This window comes from Ruegeria sp. AD2(2025) (genome assembly GCF_056542385.1).
Genome location: NZ_JBQFZS010000004.1, coordinates 156,504 through 170,462, shown reverse-complemented (window position 1 = coordinate 170,462; position 13,959 = coordinate 156,504). Strand labels below are relative to the sequence as shown.

Sequence of the window (13,959 nt, the reverse complement as noted above, 5' to 3'; positions counted from 1 at the left end):
TTGACAAAAAAGTGACCGGCGGCAAACTGGGATCAGTGTAGTTCTAACGAGTATTTTGAGTATGCAGCCAGTGAGCAAAATTCAGGCTCGGGTCGATGCCTTGCGGGTGCTTGGCCTATCCCAAAACGCAGATGCCGACGAGATTCGGGCCGCATGGCGAAACATAGCCTTTCACGACCATCCCGATCATACCGACGGAGATCACTCGGGTTTTGCGCAGGCCAAGGCCGCATATGACCTTCTGCGCAAGGACGGGCTGACGCGCAAGGGCCCGGCGCAGCCGCGCCGCCCCCGTCTTCGGAAACGGGTGATCGACCTGGCCGAGGCTGAAATCGAAGCGTGCCGCGATCTGCTGAACCCCGGACGGACCCTCAGCGATTTGTCGGATGCCGATGGCGCGGGGGCACCTAGGCCGCCCGCGGAATCTGATCATGTGCCCGACGCAATCGGGTGTTTCGGACGCGATCTGACCTATTTCGTCGCCACGTCGGTCTGCGAAGGGCCCAACCGTGTGGCCCTGCCGACGTCGGTTCTGACCGGTGGCCGCAGGTCGGATACAGAAATCCTATCGTTCCAGTCCAAAAGCGCGGGCTCGGGCGAGATCGTCGTTCCCGATCCCATCCGGGAACGGAAATTCCCGGGCGCAAGAAGCGTCAGAATACGCTTTGAGGCCGATCAGAACATGCGGGATATGTTCGAACTGGCAGGCTGAGGGGGCGTGTCAAAAAACCCGGCCAGATTGGCCGGGTTTTCCGTTTCCACAAGGTCAGTTCGTGATCGGGCCTTCCGACGTGAACTTGGGGATGACGCTGGTCGAGGCCGCATCAGGTTCGATCCCCGGCCAGTTGCCCTCGGCCAGGTTGATGTTGCCGGGGATATCCTCTTCGAAGAAGCCGACAACAACATCGGTGATGTTCAGATACAGCTTGTCATCCACGATCCGCCACAGGTTCGGGTTGGCCGGAACCTTGCCGCCGCGCGATACGCCATAGGCACAATGGCCATCATATTGCGGTGCGTAATAGGCAGGGTTCTCAAGGAACTTGTCGCGGTTTTCTTCCGACGCAAACGCCCATGTCGCGCCGTTATAGTCGGCAGTGATGTCGGCGCGTCCACGCACCGCATCGGGCTGTGACTGGCCGACAGGGGCCTGATCCAGGCTGCGATAAGCAACAACATCATATCCCGACACGGCAAAGCCGGTGCCGTCCACATATTGATCACCAGCGAAGGCGGGCATCGCAAAGGCCATCGTCGCGGCAAGGGTCAGCGCAAAGCGTTTCATGTGATTGGTCCTCATGTCCTTACAGTTTCCGGGAACCCGGGCTTGTTGGGTCTGGTCAGACAATAGGCGATTCTACTGCGGCGCGAAGACCCGCTCGCGCCGCTGTGACATCACAGGGCGATTCGTGAGCCGAACCGCGCCGAATGTTACAAAGATCGCCCTGCACCCGGGGTTGGACTTTGAGTTCTGCAATATTAGCTGTGGATGCAGCGGCCCTTTGGCCGGTTCTGAAGGAAAGGCACGAGATGAGCGAACAATCCACCTATACCCCTCCGAAGGTCTGGACATGGGACAGCGAAAGCGGCGGGCGCTTTGCCGATATCAACCGGCCTATCGCCGGGGCCACCCATGACAAGGACCTGCCGGTCGGCAAGCACCCGATGCAGCTGTATTCGCTGGCCACGCCTAACGGCGTCAAGGTCACCGTGATGCTAGAAGAGCTGCTGGCGTTGGGCCACGAGGGGGCGGAATACAACGCCTGGCTGATCAATATCGGCGAAGGCGATCAGTTCAGCTCGGGCTTTGTCGGGGCCAATCCGAACTCGAAAATCCCAGCACTTTGGGATCGGTCGGGCGAAACTCCGATCCGCGTGTTTGAAAGCGCCTCGATCCTGTTCCATCTGGCCGAGAAGTTTGGGGAATTTCTGCCCGCAAGCGGGCCTGAGCGTACCGAAGCGATGAATTGGCTGTTCTGGCAGATGGGCAGCGCGCCCTATCTGGGCGGCGGCTTCGGCCATTTCTATGCGTACGCGCCCGAAAAGTGGCAATACCCGATTGACCGCTTCGCCATGGAGGCGAAACGCCAGTTGCATGTGCTGGATCTGGAGCTGGCCGAGAAGCCCTATATCGCCGGCCCCGACTATACCATCGCCGATATGGCGATCTGGCCGTGGTATGGGCAGTTGGTTCTGGGCCGCCTCTATGACGCGGCAGAGTTTCTGGACGTCGAAAGCTATGAAAATGTCATGCGTTGGGCCAAAGAGATCGACGCCCGCCCGGCAGTCCAGCGCGGCCGTATGGTCAACCGCGCCTTTGGTGAGCCGCACACGCAGTTGCACGAGCGTCACGACGCCAGCGATTTCGAGACCCGCACGCAGGACAAGCTGGCCCCGGCGGATTAACCGCTTCGCCGACTATTTCAGAATGGGGGGCCGTTCGGGATCAGAACCCGGAGCGGCCCTTTCCATTTGCGGGGCCTGCGGTTGCGGCAGATCGAACCGCAGCCCGACCTTCGCCAATGCAGCGGCGGCAGGGTCGTCTGGCGCGAAGAACCCCACATCCAGCGCCCCGGCTTCGATGCCCGAGAAAGTCAGAGCCTCGGACACCGCTCGGGCCAGAGCGGATTGCGCGCCCTCAACTGCAGCGACAAAGCCCAGAAGATGCCCCTGTCCACCGTCCTGCGTTCTGGTCCCCACCAGAAACGCCGCAGCGGCGAGCCCTGCAGCGGTTGCCAGCTTGGTATCCAACGCCGTCAGCAAGACATCAGGCAGGCCCGCAGGCGGCGTGAACTCGGCCAGCCGTTGCTGCACTTCTTCGGGGCTGTGTTGCAGCGTATCGGCCAGCCAGCCCAGCGCCTCGGCCGGGATCAACATCGAGGATGGCGCGGCCTCAAGGTTCAGCCCCAGCCCGATCCCCTCCCCCGACAGCATCGTCGACAGAACCCGACCCGATAGCGCCACATACGGCACCGGACGGCCTGCAAACCGCGCCAGCCGTTCCTCAAGATCAAAGGCCAAAACAAAGCGCCCGTCTGCCACGTCGAAAAGCTCGGGTGAGATATTCTCGGCGCGCGCCTCTTCGGTCAGCATCAGGAACAGTTCGCTATCGGCCAACCGTTCGAAGAACCGCAACCTTGCGGCATCGTCCTGCGGGGATGCCTCCATCGCGGCATGGGCGGCATCCAGCGCCGTGGTTTCAGCCATTCATCACCTCTTGCACCCGGGCGCGCAGGACCGGCAGCAGGTCGGCTTCAAACCACGGGTTCTTCTTCAGCCAAGCCGTATTGCGCCACGACGGATGAGGCAAGGCAAAGACCCGCGGCGCATGGTCTCGCCAGCGGCTGACGGTCTCGGTTACGGGCGTCTTGGCCCCAAGGTGATACTTGTGCGCATGACCGCCCACCAGCACCGTCAGCGGCACGTCCCCAAGCTCGGCCATCACCTTAGCATGCCATGTTTTGCCGCAGATCGGCGGCGGCGGCAGGTCCGACTTGCTGGCATTGTAGCCGGGAAAGCAAAACGCCATAGGCACGATGGACACGCGGTCTCGGTCATAGAAGGCAGCCTCATCCACCCCCAACCAGTCGCGCAGGCGGTCCCCTGACGGGTCGGTGAAGGGCCTGCCGGATTCGTGCACCCGCGCGCCAGGAGCCTGCCCTGCGATCAGAATGCGGGCTCCGGGGCGGAACCATGCCACCGGGCGCGGCTGGTGCGCGGTTTCGGTCTGGGCAAACTTGTCTGCGCAAATACGGCAGGCGCGGATATCTTCGATCAGTGAAGTCATGCGGCCATCAGGCGCCGCGAATTCCACCGGGTCAAGACGGCGGAACCCCGCGTCCGCACCGATGCGGCCACCCGCTGCAACACTTCGTCGTCATGGCCTCGGATGTGCATTGATCATTTGTTTCATATTTCGACATAATGTGGCCAACATGGATCGGTAGCACCCACGCTTTCAAACCGACAACATTTCGAGCGATCTACAGGCCGCGCATGCTGGAATTTGACAATGTCAGCAAGTCTTTCTGGACCGGAACCCGCCGCAAGGTGATTCTGGATCAGGTCTCGTTCCGGGTCGAGCTTGGCACCTCGCTGGGTGTGTTGGCCCCCAATGGCACCGGCAAGACCACCCTGATCAACATGATGGCGGGGCTGGAAAAACCTGACGAAGGTGTGATCCGGCGTGACTGCCGGGTATCGTTCCCCATGGGCTTCACCGGCGGAGTGGCCAAGCGGCTCTCGGCTTTGGAGAACGCACGATACATCGCAAAAATCTACGGCATGGACCCCGATTACGTCGAAGCCTACTGTAGCTGGCTGTGCAACCTGGGTGAATATTTCAACCAGCCGCTGGGCACTTATTCCGCCGGGATGCGGGCGCGATTCACCTTTGCGCTGATGCTGGCGTTGGATTTCGATATGTATCTGATTGATGAGGGGATGCCCTCGACAACGGATGTGGAATTCAACAAGAAGGCCGGGGACATTCTGCAAGAACGCCTGCGTACCACGACGCTGGTGATTGTCTCGCACAACCCAGCGGTGCTTGAGAAATTCGCGCGGCAGGCGGCGGTGCTGCTGGATGGCCAGCTTTACATGTTTGAAACCTTGGAAGAGGCGAAGCAGCTTTATGACTACCAAACCCAAGGCTAGGAAATACAACCCCGACCGCTCTCCCAGCGGCGAGGGTACGGCAGAGGCGCGCGCCGATGCCATGGCCCGCATCCGTGCGGCAACGCAGACGCCCGAGGCGGTGAACGATCCGCAGCCGGGAACCGAGCTGGAGGCCATCAAGCAAGAGGGACTGACCGGACGCCAGCTGCGCGTGGCGCGACGCTTGGCGCAGAAAAACGGCTTGGCAGCGACCTCGGATTATGACGCGGTGCGCCTGCTGCGTCTCAAGGGGATCGATCCGTTTCAGCGGGCCAACCTGCTGGACCTGGCCGCGGTCGAGTCGACGAGACAGGACGCGCAGGACACCATCAAGATCCAACTGCCGCAGACCGCAAAAGAGTCGCAAAAGAACCTGCCCGGCCCAGAGCTCAGCCCGGCTCAGCGGCGTGAATTTGAAATCGGCAAGATTCAGAAGGACATCGCGCGCAGGCGTCGCCGCAAGCTGATGGGGCTGTTTGCGCGGCTGGCCGCCTTTGTACTGCTGCCTACGTTGATCGTGGGCTTCTATTTCTACCGTATTGCAACCCCGATGTACGCCAGCAATTCCGAATTCCTGATCCTGCAGGCCGATGGCGCGCCGGGCAGTATCGGAGGGCTGCTGGCCGGCACTCAATTCGCCACGACACAGGATTCGATCTCGGTCCAGTCTTTTCTGGAATCGAAAGAGGCACTACTGCTGCTGGATCGCGACGCGGGCTTTACCGATGTGTACAAACAGGACTGGATTGACCCGATCCAGCGTCTGGCCCCAGACGCAACGCTGGAAGATGCCTACAAGACCTTCAAGCACATGATCACGATCGGATATGACCCGACCGAGGGCGTGATCCGGATGGAGGTCGCCGCTCCTGACCCGGCGACTTCGACCTTGTTTTCCGAGCGGCTGATTTCCTACTCCGAGGACAGGGTGAACTCTCTGTCCGAGAAGAAACGCGAAGACCAGATGCGCGACGCGCTGGAGAGCTTCGAGGCCGCACAAGACGCCCGCAGGCAAGCGCAGGAGGACTTGATCGAACTGCAATTGCAAGGCGCGATTCTGGACCCCGAAAGCGTGATCGCCAGCCTGCGTGGGCGCATTGATCAGTTCGAGGTCGAGTTGCAGGACAAGGAACTGCAACTGGCCGCCCTGCTGGACAACTTGCGTCCCAATCAGGCCAAGGTCGACGGGACCCGCGCGGACATCGCGCGACTTGAGGCCGTGCTTGAGGAACTAAATGCCGAGATGCTGGATGTTTCGGCAGGCGAAAACTCGCTGGCGCGGCTCAGCGTGCGCATCCAGATGGCGCAGGCCGATCTGGTAGCCCGGGACATGATGCTGCAAACCGCTATGCAGCAAATGGAAGCGACCCGGACGGAGGCCAACCGCAAGGTGCGCTATCTGACCGTCTCGGTGAACCCGGTTCCCAGTCAGGAACCCAGCTATCCGCGCAAGTTCGAAAATACGATTTTGGCTTTCCTGTTATTTGCTGGTATCTACCTGATGATCTCGCTTACCGCGTCGGTCCTTCGTGAACAGGTATCCTCGTAAAGACCCATGAAACATATAAAAATCGCCGACCTGACAGTTGGCAACGATCTTCCGCTGACGATCATCGCCGGCCCCTGCCAACTTGAAACTGCCGATCACGCCCAGATGATCGCAGGCACCATGAAAGAGGCCTGCGACGCCGCTGGCGCGCAGTACGTATTCAAGGCGTCCTATGACAAGGCCAACCGCACCTCGCTATCGGGCAAGCGCGGCATGGGTATTGAGGCTGGGCTGAAGGTGCTGGACGACATCCGCAGGACGATGGACATCCCGGTTCTGACCGATGTCCATACCGAAGCCCAATGTGCAATCGCAGCCGAGGCTGTCGACATTCTGCAAATCCCCGCCTTCCTCTGCCGTCAGACGGATATGCTGCTGGCGGCGGGTAGTACCGGCAAGGCCGTCAACGTGAAGAAGGGTCAGTTTCTGGCCCCTTGGGAAATGCCCAACATCGTCACCAAGATCGAAAGCACCGGCAATCAGAACATCCTGCTGACCGAGCGCGGGACATCCTTTGGCTACAACACTTTGGTTGCCGATATGCGCTCGCTGCCGCAAATGGCCAAAACCGGGTATCCGGTGGTCATGGACGCCACCCATTCGGTGCAGCAACCGGGCGGTCAGGGCGGATCCTCTGGTGGGCAGCGGGAGTTTGCGCCGGTCATGGCGCGAGCGGCCGTCTCGCTGGGTGTTGGTGCGCTGTTCATCGAGACGCATCAGGACCCCGACACCGCGCCCTCGGATGGGCCGAACATGATCCCACTGGATCAGATGGGCCATCTGATTGACACATTGATGCGCTTTGATGCGCTCGCCAAAGAAAACCCAATTCAGATTTAACGATTGAGATTTGTAATGACCAAACCCCTTGCCGAGGTGACCCCGAACACCTGGAGCTTTCTGCGTGACCCGATGATCAAGCCCACCGGTTTTCGCGAATATGACGCACGCTGGAAATACCCTGACGAAATCAACCTGCCGGGCATGACCGCTCTGGGTCTGGGTCTGGGCACCCAGATGCACAAACGCGGGATCGAACCAGTGATCGCGGTAGGTAACGACTATCGCGACTATTCGCTGTCCATCAAAAACGCGCTGATCGTGGGGCTGATGCAGGCGGGCATTCAAGTCAAGGATATTGGCCCGGCGCTCAGCCCCATGGCCTATTTCGCGCAGTTCCATCTGGATGTGCCCGCTGTGGCGATGGTCACCGCCAGCCATAATCCAAACGGCTGGACCGGCGTCAAGATGGGCTTCGACCGCCCGTTGACACACGGCCCGGATGAGATGTCGGAATTGCGCGACATCGTCGTGAACGGTGAAGGCGTTGCACGATCGGGCGGGTCCTATGAATTCGTCGACGGCGTAAAAGAAGCGTATATCGACGATCTGGTCGGTGACTTCAAAATGTCTCGCCCGCTGAAGGTTGTCTGCGCCACCGGCAACGGCACCGCCGCCGCCTTTGCGCCCAAAATCTTTGAGCGTATCGGCGTTGAGGTTGTGCCCAGCCACACGCGGCTGGACTATACCTTCCCCAACTACAACCCCAACCCCGAAGCCATGGAAATGCTGCACGACATGGCCGATACGGTCAAAGCCAGCGGTGCCGATTTGGCGCTGGGGTTTGACGGTGACGGCGATCGCTGCGGGGTCGTGGATGATGAAGGCGAAGAGATTTTTGCCGACAAGGTTGGCGTCATTATGGCGCGCGATCTGGCCAAGATTTACCCCAACGCGACTTTTGTCGCAGATGTGAAATCGACCGGTCTGTTCGCCAGCGACCCTGAACTGCAGGCGCATGGCGTCAAAGCCGATTACTGGAAAACCGGCCACAGCCATATGAAGCGCCGGGTCAAGGAAATTGGCGCGCTGGCTGGGTTTGAGAAATCCGGTCACTACTTCTTGGCCGAACCGGTTGGGCGTGGATATGACTGCGGCATGCGCGTGGCGGTTGAAATCTGCAAACTAATGGACCGCAACCCTGATCGGAGCATGTCGGACCTGCGCAAAGCGCTGCCCAAGACCTGGTCGACCCCGACGATGTCACCCTATGCCGCCGATACCGAGAAATACGATATCCTGCAGCGGCTGGTCGACAAGCTGGTCGCCAAGGCCGACGCGGGTGAGCCTCTGGCGGGCCGTGCGATCAAAGAGGTCGTCACCGTCAACGGCGCGCGCGTCATTCTGGACAATGGCAGTTGGGGGCTGGTGCGCGCATCGTCCAACACCCCGAACCTTGTTGTGGTGTGCGAAAGCAGCGAGAGCGAAGCCGAGATGCGCGCGATCTTTGCCGATATCGACGCCGTAATCCGCACCGAACCCGGCGTTGGCGACTACGATCAGACGATTTGATGATCCGGGGGCGTGATGCGCCCCCGATCAATCGCCGCCGAGCAGTTTCAGAAGACCTTTCTTCGCCTCTTCTTCGAGCTTTTTCTTCAGCGCATCCTCGACCTGCCCCGTGTCGGTGATGGTCGTATCCAGCTCATCGCCGACCTTTTTCAAAACCTTGCCTTTGGCGTCATCTTCAAGGTCCTTGAGCTTACCCTCTGCCGCCGCCTCGATGACCTTGGTGAGGTCGGGTTTGATCGACGGATTGCTCCACGGTCCCACGATCCGCACCGGGACAGAAATGCCCTGACCAGAGTTGGCCCGCAAGGCGACGGGTGTGAACAGGTAGTCAATGTCGCGCGCGCCCAGCCCCACGCGGCCCGCGCCATCGGCGCGGAAATTGTCTAACTGCATCAGCAGGTCGTCATTCCTCAGATCGCCGTTTTGCATCGTGAAACTGGCCGTCAGGCTGTTGAACACGGTCGTCCCGCCCGCGCCTTTCCGCCGCCCCATCAGCCGGTCGAGATCAAGCCCCGAGATTACACCCTTGCCGACCTCGAGCCCGCCTTTCCCGCTGAGCGAACGCATGATCTGATCCTCGGTCTGCCCCACGCCCAGAAATTCCAGCGTGCCCGAGCCGGTGCCGGACAGGCGCGTGATATCACCCAGGGTGGTCAGTGCCTCTTTGATGTCGATATTGTCGGCCTTGATATTGCCGCCAACTGACAGACCGTTGCGATTATTGGCAACGACCTGCCCGTTCAATTGCCCCGAAAACAACGAGGCCGGCTGCATCCTGAGCACCGCGCGCGACCGGTCGAGGTCAAGTGTCAGATCGCTCTGACCAAACTGCATCCCCGGCACCGAAATCGAGTCGGCCTGCAGCCGGATGGTCCCATTGGCCAGCGCCAGAAACGACGCATCAATCGGCTGTTTTGACCATTCGTTGGCCCCCGAACTGCTGCCTGACGTGCCTTCGCCTGCAACCTTGGACAGATCAAGGTCTCCGGCCTTCAGGCGCGCCGTGATGTGCGGTGGATTCGCGATCTGGATATCCGCCTCTCCGTCCAGCCGGTTGCTGTCGAGCACGGTCGTCATATCGCGCAGTGAAATCCGGCCATCGCTGGTATAGGTCATCTGCCCAGACACCGAGGCCACCTGTCCCAGACCCTCGGGCACCGACACGCCGCCCTGTCCGAAGGCGGCCAGCATCTTATGCGTATCGCGCGCCGTGACCGTGGTCTTGCCATCCATTTCTCCGGCCAAATTCACTCGGCCCGAGAACTGAACATCTCCGCCCGGCGCGGTCAGGCTCAGGTCCAGCGGCGTGACCACCCCGCTGGAAAAGGCGGGCAGATCGGGGATCGTCAGGTCGACCTCAACGGCACCGCCGGGCACGGGCATACTGGCCTGCATCTGCATCGGATCGGTGATATCTGGCCACCGCGCGGACAGGTCGACATTGGCGAAATCCATGCTGACCGCGCCGTTTTCAAGGTAAATCAGCCGGGCTCCGGTCAGTTCCAGCCGTTCCAGCGTGATCGGACGGCTCTCGACCGCTTGCGCCGATGCACCAGAGACCTCCGCGTTTCCGGGCTGGTGCAACTCCCAGTTTCCGCGCCCGTCTGTGCGTTCGAGCCGCAGAACAGGGCGATCGGCCAGCACCCGCTTGATGCGGATGTCGCCGGACATCAAGGCCGCGGCATCAACCCCAACCGCCAGACTTTGCGCGCTGACCATCGGCTCGGACCCGGCCCAGGGGGCGTTGCCGAAGGTGACGGGGCCAGTCTCCATGCCCAAAACCGGCCAGAAGGATAACCGCACATCGCCCGACAGGGTCAGGTCGCGGCCTGTCTGCGCCTTGACCTGCTCCGCCAGAATGGTCGCCAGCTTGTCACCCGGCATCAGCAGCAACGCGCCAATCACCAGCCCGAAGGCCGCAACCAGAAGAAAAACAATACGAATGAGCCACTTCATGGGTCTGCCTTTCCGGCTTGTCTGCTCTGCTGCAAGTCAGCCCTGTGCGGGCGGCATTTGCAAGGGGAAGCTTTCCCCTCTATATGCCCGGCCATGAGTACGAACCCGCCCAACCTCCGCCCTGATCTGGCCCCTTCGGCGCAGATCACCGACACGGCCCGCCGCGGCCAGCCCACCCTTGGGATGGTGTCTTTGGGATGTCCCAAGGCGCTGGTCGACAGTGAGCGTATTCTGACCCGGCTGCGAGCGGAAGGATATGGCATTTCGCCAGATTATGCCGGGGCCGATGCCGTGATTGTGAACACTTGCGGGTTTCTGGATAGCGCCAAGGCGGAATCGCTTGAGGCCATTGGCGAGGCGCTGGTCGAAAACGGCAAGGTCATCGTGACGGGCTGTCTGGGGGCCGAGCCTGACTATATCCGTGAACATCATCCGCGCATTCTGGCGGTCACCGGGCCGCACCAGTACGAACAGGTGCTGGACGCCGTCCATGCCGCCGTGCCGCCCGATCCGAACCCATATGTCGATCTGCTGCCCGCCTCGGGCGTGAAACTGACCCCGCGCCACTACAGCTATCTCAAGATTTCCGAGGGCTGTAACCACAAGTGCAAGTTCTGCATCATCCCCGATATGCGCGGTAAGTTGGCCAGTCGCCCGGCCCATGCTGTGCTGCGCGAGGCCGAGAAGCTGGTGGATAATGGTGTGCGTGAGCTTCTGGTGATCTCGCAGGACACCTCAGCCTATGGGCTGGATCGCAAATACGATGTGAACCCATGGAAAGATCGCGAGGTGCGCAGCCACATCACCGATTTGGCGCGTGAATTGGGTCAGTTCGATGCTTGGGTGCGGCTGCACTATGTCTATCCCTACCCCCATGTGCGCGAGTTGATCCCGCTGATGGCGGATGCGGGCTGCAATGTGCTGCCTTATCTCGATATCCCGTTCCAGCACGCCCATCCGGATGTGCTGAAACGCATGGCGCGCCCGGCGGCGGGGGCCAAGACGCTGGATGAGATCGCAGCATGGCGCGCGACCTGCCCCGATATCACCCTGCGTTCGACCTTCATCGTGGGCTATCCCGGCGAGACCGAGGCCGAATTCCAGACCTTGCTCGACTGGATGGACGAGGCGCAACTGGATCGCGTCGGCTGTTTCCAGTACGAAAACGTCGATGGGGCGCGCTCAAACGACCTGCCCGATCACGTCCCCGCCGAAGTCAAGCAAGAGCGTTGGGATCGTTTCATGGAGAAGGCGCAGGCGATCTCCGAGGCGAAGCTGGCCGCCAAGGTCGGTCAGACGCTGGACGTGATCGTGGATGAGATCGATGACGAGGCCGCAACCTGCCGCACCAAATCCGATGCGCCCGAGATCGACGGGAACCTGTTCATCGACGAAGGGTTCGAGGGGCTGAAACCCGGTGACATCGTTCGGGTCGAGGTGGATGAGGCCGGGGAATATGATCTGTGGGGGCGTCTGCTGCCCACGGCCTGAGCGCTCAGAACAACCCGATCAGCGCAAACACCCACGCCGCACCTGCCGCAATGGCTGTCAGGGCGACGGCGGCGCTGGCCGCGTCTTTGGCTTGCCCGGCCAACGGGTTATGGTCGGTCGAGGTGTGATCCACCGCACGTTCGATGGCGGTATTGAACAGCTCAGCAACCAGAACCATGACGCCCATGATCAGGACCAGCGCACGGTCCGTCGCGCCCAAGGGCAGCAGAAATGCAAGCGAGCCCGAGATCAAATTGGCCCAGCCCCAGCTGCGAAAGGAATACTCGTCGCGCCACGTGGCGCGCAGGCCCTGCCAGCTCCAGCGGGTGCGGTCTTTCAGGCGGTTGAAGAAATTGCGCATATGTCTTTCCGGTCGAAACTCTGCCCCTCAGGTTCAGTGAGGGCGACAGAAAGGCAAGAAAAAACCGCCCCCAAGGGCGGCATCCATGCGGCAGAGATGCAGACGGCCCCAACCGGGACCGCCTGCGAATGGCTTATTGGGTGACCGGATTACAGACAGTCTGACCCGCTTCGGTGGTGGCCAGCTCATAACCCGCCGCACAGCTGGGCGCGCCGAACTTGTCATAATCGGGCTGGATGTAGACCGGGGTCGGTTCTTCCTGCTGCGAGCACGCAGTCAGAACAACAGCTGTGGCGCAGATGGCAGCAAATTTCAGTTTCATGTCCGTCAATCCTCTATTACTTTTCTGATATTGCCCAATTTTTCGGGGCCAGTATCAGAATAAGACCAAGAGTTTCATCTGGCAACCATCTCGATCACGTTGCTGTGATTAAAGGCGAAACAACGCTGGCGGCACGACCCTGCGGATACGGGCTACCCTTTTGTCAGACCTGCCCTAAACTCAACACCTGACATCAGCCAATGACGGAGAAGCAAAATGTCCGACGCGCCAATCATCGCCCAGAATACCCCATATCCGGTCGAGGTGACCGAGGGTAAGACCTATTTCTGGTGCGCGTGCGGCAAATCCCAGCGCCAGCCCTTCTGCGATGGATCACATAAGGACACCGGGTTGGAGCCCGTGAAATACACCGCCGAGGTCAGCAAGAAAGTGTTCTTCTGCGGCTGCAAGCACAGTGCGAACCCACCGCTATGCGACGGATCGCATGGCAAACTCTGACGGAAGTTTACGCCAGTTCGTTTAACGCTTGCGCATTGGCGCAGAAATCGGGGGCGGCTGTGGCGCGTGCCTGTTGTGAGGCCAGCCAGATCAGGCATCGTTCATTGCAGCCCGATGCGCGGCAGCGCGTTACCATCTGGGCATAGTCATGCTCGGTCAGCTTGCCCTCGGCCATTGCCTCGGTCAGCGAAACGCCCATGCAGCGCGCCACAGATCGCGTCAGCCAAAAGTGCTTTTCGATCTCGCCAAGCGGTATCTGTGCCATCTGTTCACCTTACGTGTTTCCGGCTTTCAGCGCGGCGAACCGGGCCCGGTTGGGGCAGGTGCACGGCGCCTGTTCAGCGGTTTCATTCTCATTCAGCCAGTCGGGACAGGCCCGGGCCCATTCACATCCACGGCAGAGGGCGACCATTTCGGCCCATTCCTCTTGTGTCAGCCGTCCTTCGCGATGCGCTGACACGATGTCGGTTCCGGTCACCCGGCCCATCCGCAGGACCAGACGAAGATGAGTCATGATCTGTCCCAATCGCGGCATGACGGCACCTTTCCCGTTACGGCATCAGCCTGTTCAACAATTCCTGGTTGCGGCAATATTCCGGTGTGCGGGCCGCCTCTGGCTTTCCGGCCAGAAACGCCTCGCAATGCCCCGGATTTGCACATTCCGTACAGCGCAGGACTGCATCCGATATCTCGTCCAACCGCACCGCCCCGCTGATGGAAGCCTCCTGCAGATCAACACCCAGCGCTGTGGCCATCTCGTCGACGAGGCCTGCGTGATGTCGCAGCTTTTTGCGGTGGGACATACGGTTTCCT

17 protein-coding genes are annotated in these 13,959 nt (G+C 60.7%); 8 read left to right on the top strand and 9 right to left on the bottom strand.

The annotated features are described in order from the left end of the window. Nucleotides 1-61 precede the first annotated feature (61 nt). Nucleotides 62-712, top strand: a complete 651-nt coding sequence (locus ACR1XV_RS10470; protein WP_480531007.1) for a J domain-containing protein — start codon at nucleotides 62-64, stop codon at nucleotides 710-712. Between the two features lie 54 nt (nucleotides 713-766). Here ACR1XV_RS10470 and ACR1XV_RS10465 read toward each other — a convergent pair whose 3' ends face one another. Continuing rightward, a complete protein-coding gene (locus ACR1XV_RS10465) occupies nucleotides 767-1,285 on the bottom strand; it encodes a YHS domain-containing (seleno)protein (protein ID WP_480531005.1) in 519 nt (172 codons plus the stop codon). A 245-nt stretch (nucleotides 1,286-1,530) separates the two neighbouring features. On the opposite strand from ACR1XV_RS10465, the gene yghU reads away from it, so the two are divergent. Continuing rightward, entirely contained in the window at nucleotides 1,531-2,406 is an 876-nt protein-coding gene (gene yghU / locus ACR1XV_RS10460) for a glutathione-dependent disulfide-bond oxidoreductase (RefSeq protein ID WP_480531003.1), read from the top strand. 12 nt (nucleotides 2,407-2,418) lie between these two features. Here the strand turns inward: yghU and ACR1XV_RS10455 are convergent, their stop codons facing one another. Further along, nucleotides 2,419-3,207 (bottom strand): SseB family protein, encoded by a 789-nt coding sequence (locus tag ACR1XV_RS10455; protein WP_480531001.1) that lies wholly within the window; start codon nucleotides 3,205-3,207, stop codon nucleotides 2,419-2,421. After that, nucleotides 3,200-3,787 carry a uracil-DNA glycosylase family protein gene (locus ACR1XV_RS10450; protein WP_480530999.1) on the bottom strand — a complete coding sequence of 196 codons (588 nt, stop codon included), beginning with the start codon at nucleotides 3,785-3,787 and terminating at the stop codon, nucleotides 3,200-3,202. The genes ACR1XV_RS10455 and ACR1XV_RS10450 overlap by 8 nt, the downstream gene beginning before the upstream one ends. Before the next feature lie 209 nt (nucleotides 3,788-3,996). Here ACR1XV_RS10450 and ACR1XV_RS10445 point away from each other — a divergent pair, with 209 nt between their 5' ends. Genes ACR1XV_RS10445 through ACR1XV_RS10430 form a run of 4 tightly spaced genes read left to right on the top strand, consistent with a single transcriptional unit; the run spans nucleotide 3,997 to nucleotide 8,557 of the window. Beyond that, the gene (locus ACR1XV_RS10445; protein ID WP_480530997.1) at nucleotides 3,997-4,656 is read left to right on the top strand and encodes an ABC transporter ATP-binding protein; all 660 of its coding nucleotides are present in this window, start codon (nucleotides 3,997-3,999) and stop codon (nucleotides 4,654-4,656) included. After that, nucleotides 4,634-6,205: a KpsE/RkpR family capsule polysaccharide export protein gene (locus ACR1XV_RS10440; RefSeq protein WP_480530995.1), complete on the top strand. Its 1,572-nt coding sequence runs from the start codon at nucleotides 4,634-4,636 to the stop codon at nucleotides 6,203-6,205. The genes ACR1XV_RS10445 and ACR1XV_RS10440 overlap by 23 nt, the downstream gene beginning before the upstream one ends. A 6-nt stretch (nucleotides 6,206-6,211) precedes the next feature. Next, a complete protein-coding gene (gene kdsA, locus ACR1XV_RS10435) occupies nucleotides 6,212-7,045 on the top strand; it encodes a 3-deoxy-8-phosphooctulonate synthase (protein WP_480530993.1) in 834 nt (277 codons plus the stop codon). 15 nt (nucleotides 7,046-7,060) lie between these two features. Further along, nucleotides 7,061-8,557, top strand: coding sequence for a phosphomannomutase/phosphoglucomutase (locus tag ACR1XV_RS10430; protein WP_480530991.1), 1,497 nt, complete (start codon nucleotides 7,061-7,063; stop codon nucleotides 8,555-8,557). A 27-nt stretch (nucleotides 8,558-8,584) separates the two neighbouring features. Here the strand turns inward: ACR1XV_RS10430 and ACR1XV_RS10425 are convergent, their stop codons facing one another. Beyond that, on the bottom strand, nucleotides 8,585-10,513 hold the full coding sequence (locus ACR1XV_RS10425; protein ID WP_480530989.1) for an AsmA family protein: 1,929 nt from the start codon (nucleotides 10,511-10,513) through the stop codon (nucleotides 8,585-8,587). Nucleotides 10,514-10,606: 93 nt separating this feature from the next. On the opposite strand from ACR1XV_RS10425, the gene rimO reads away from it, so the two are divergent. After that, nucleotides 10,607-12,004, top strand: coding sequence for a 30S ribosomal protein S12 methylthiotransferase RimO (gene rimO / locus ACR1XV_RS10420; protein ID WP_480530987.1), 1,398 nt, complete (start codon nucleotides 10,607-10,609; stop codon nucleotides 12,002-12,004). Nucleotides 12,005-12,008: 4 nt separating this feature from the next. Here the strand turns inward: rimO and ACR1XV_RS10415 are convergent, their stop codons facing one another. Together ACR1XV_RS10415 and ACR1XV_RS10410 are read right to left on the bottom strand one after the other, a co-directional pair. Further along, complete coding sequence (locus tag ACR1XV_RS10415) at nucleotides 12,009-12,365, bottom strand: diacylglycerol kinase (protein ID WP_480530985.1); 357 nt, start codon at nucleotides 12,363-12,365, stop codon at nucleotides 12,009-12,011. Between the two features lie 133 nt (nucleotides 12,366-12,498). Next, a complete protein-coding gene (locus ACR1XV_RS10410; RefSeq protein ID WP_480530983.1) occupies nucleotides 12,499-12,687 on the bottom strand; it encodes a hypothetical protein in 189 nt (62 codons plus the stop codon). Between the two features lie 216 nt (nucleotides 12,688-12,903). On the opposite strand from ACR1XV_RS10410, the gene ACR1XV_RS10405 reads away from it, so the two are divergent. Continuing rightward, nucleotides 12,904-13,146, top strand: coding sequence for a CDGSH iron-sulfur domain-containing protein (locus ACR1XV_RS10405; RefSeq protein ID WP_480530981.1), 243 nt, complete (start codon nucleotides 12,904-12,906; stop codon nucleotides 13,144-13,146). Between the two features lie 7 nt (nucleotides 13,147-13,153). Here the strand turns inward: ACR1XV_RS10405 and ACR1XV_RS10400 are convergent, their stop codons facing one another. The 3 genes from ACR1XV_RS10400 to ACR1XV_RS10390 are packed head-to-tail and all read right to left on the bottom strand — an operon-like array spanning nucleotide 13,154 to nucleotide 13,949. Beyond that, nucleotides 13,154-13,411 (bottom strand): DUF6455 family protein, encoded by a 258-nt coding sequence (locus tag ACR1XV_RS10400; protein ID WP_480530979.1) that lies wholly within the window; start codon nucleotides 13,409-13,411, stop codon nucleotides 13,154-13,156. 9 nt (nucleotides 13,412-13,420) lie between these two features. Beyond that, the gene (locus tag ACR1XV_RS10395) at nucleotides 13,421-13,681 is read right to left on the bottom strand and encodes a DUF6455 family protein (RefSeq protein ID WP_480530977.1); all 261 of its coding nucleotides are present in this window, start codon (nucleotides 13,679-13,681) and stop codon (nucleotides 13,421-13,423) included. Nucleotides 13,682-13,697: 16 nt separating this feature from the next. After that, nucleotides 13,698-13,949 (bottom strand): DUF6455 family protein, encoded by a 252-nt coding sequence (locus ACR1XV_RS10390; RefSeq protein ID WP_480530975.1) that lies wholly within the window; start codon nucleotides 13,947-13,949, stop codon nucleotides 13,698-13,700. Nucleotides 13,950-13,959 lie beyond the last annotated feature (10 nt).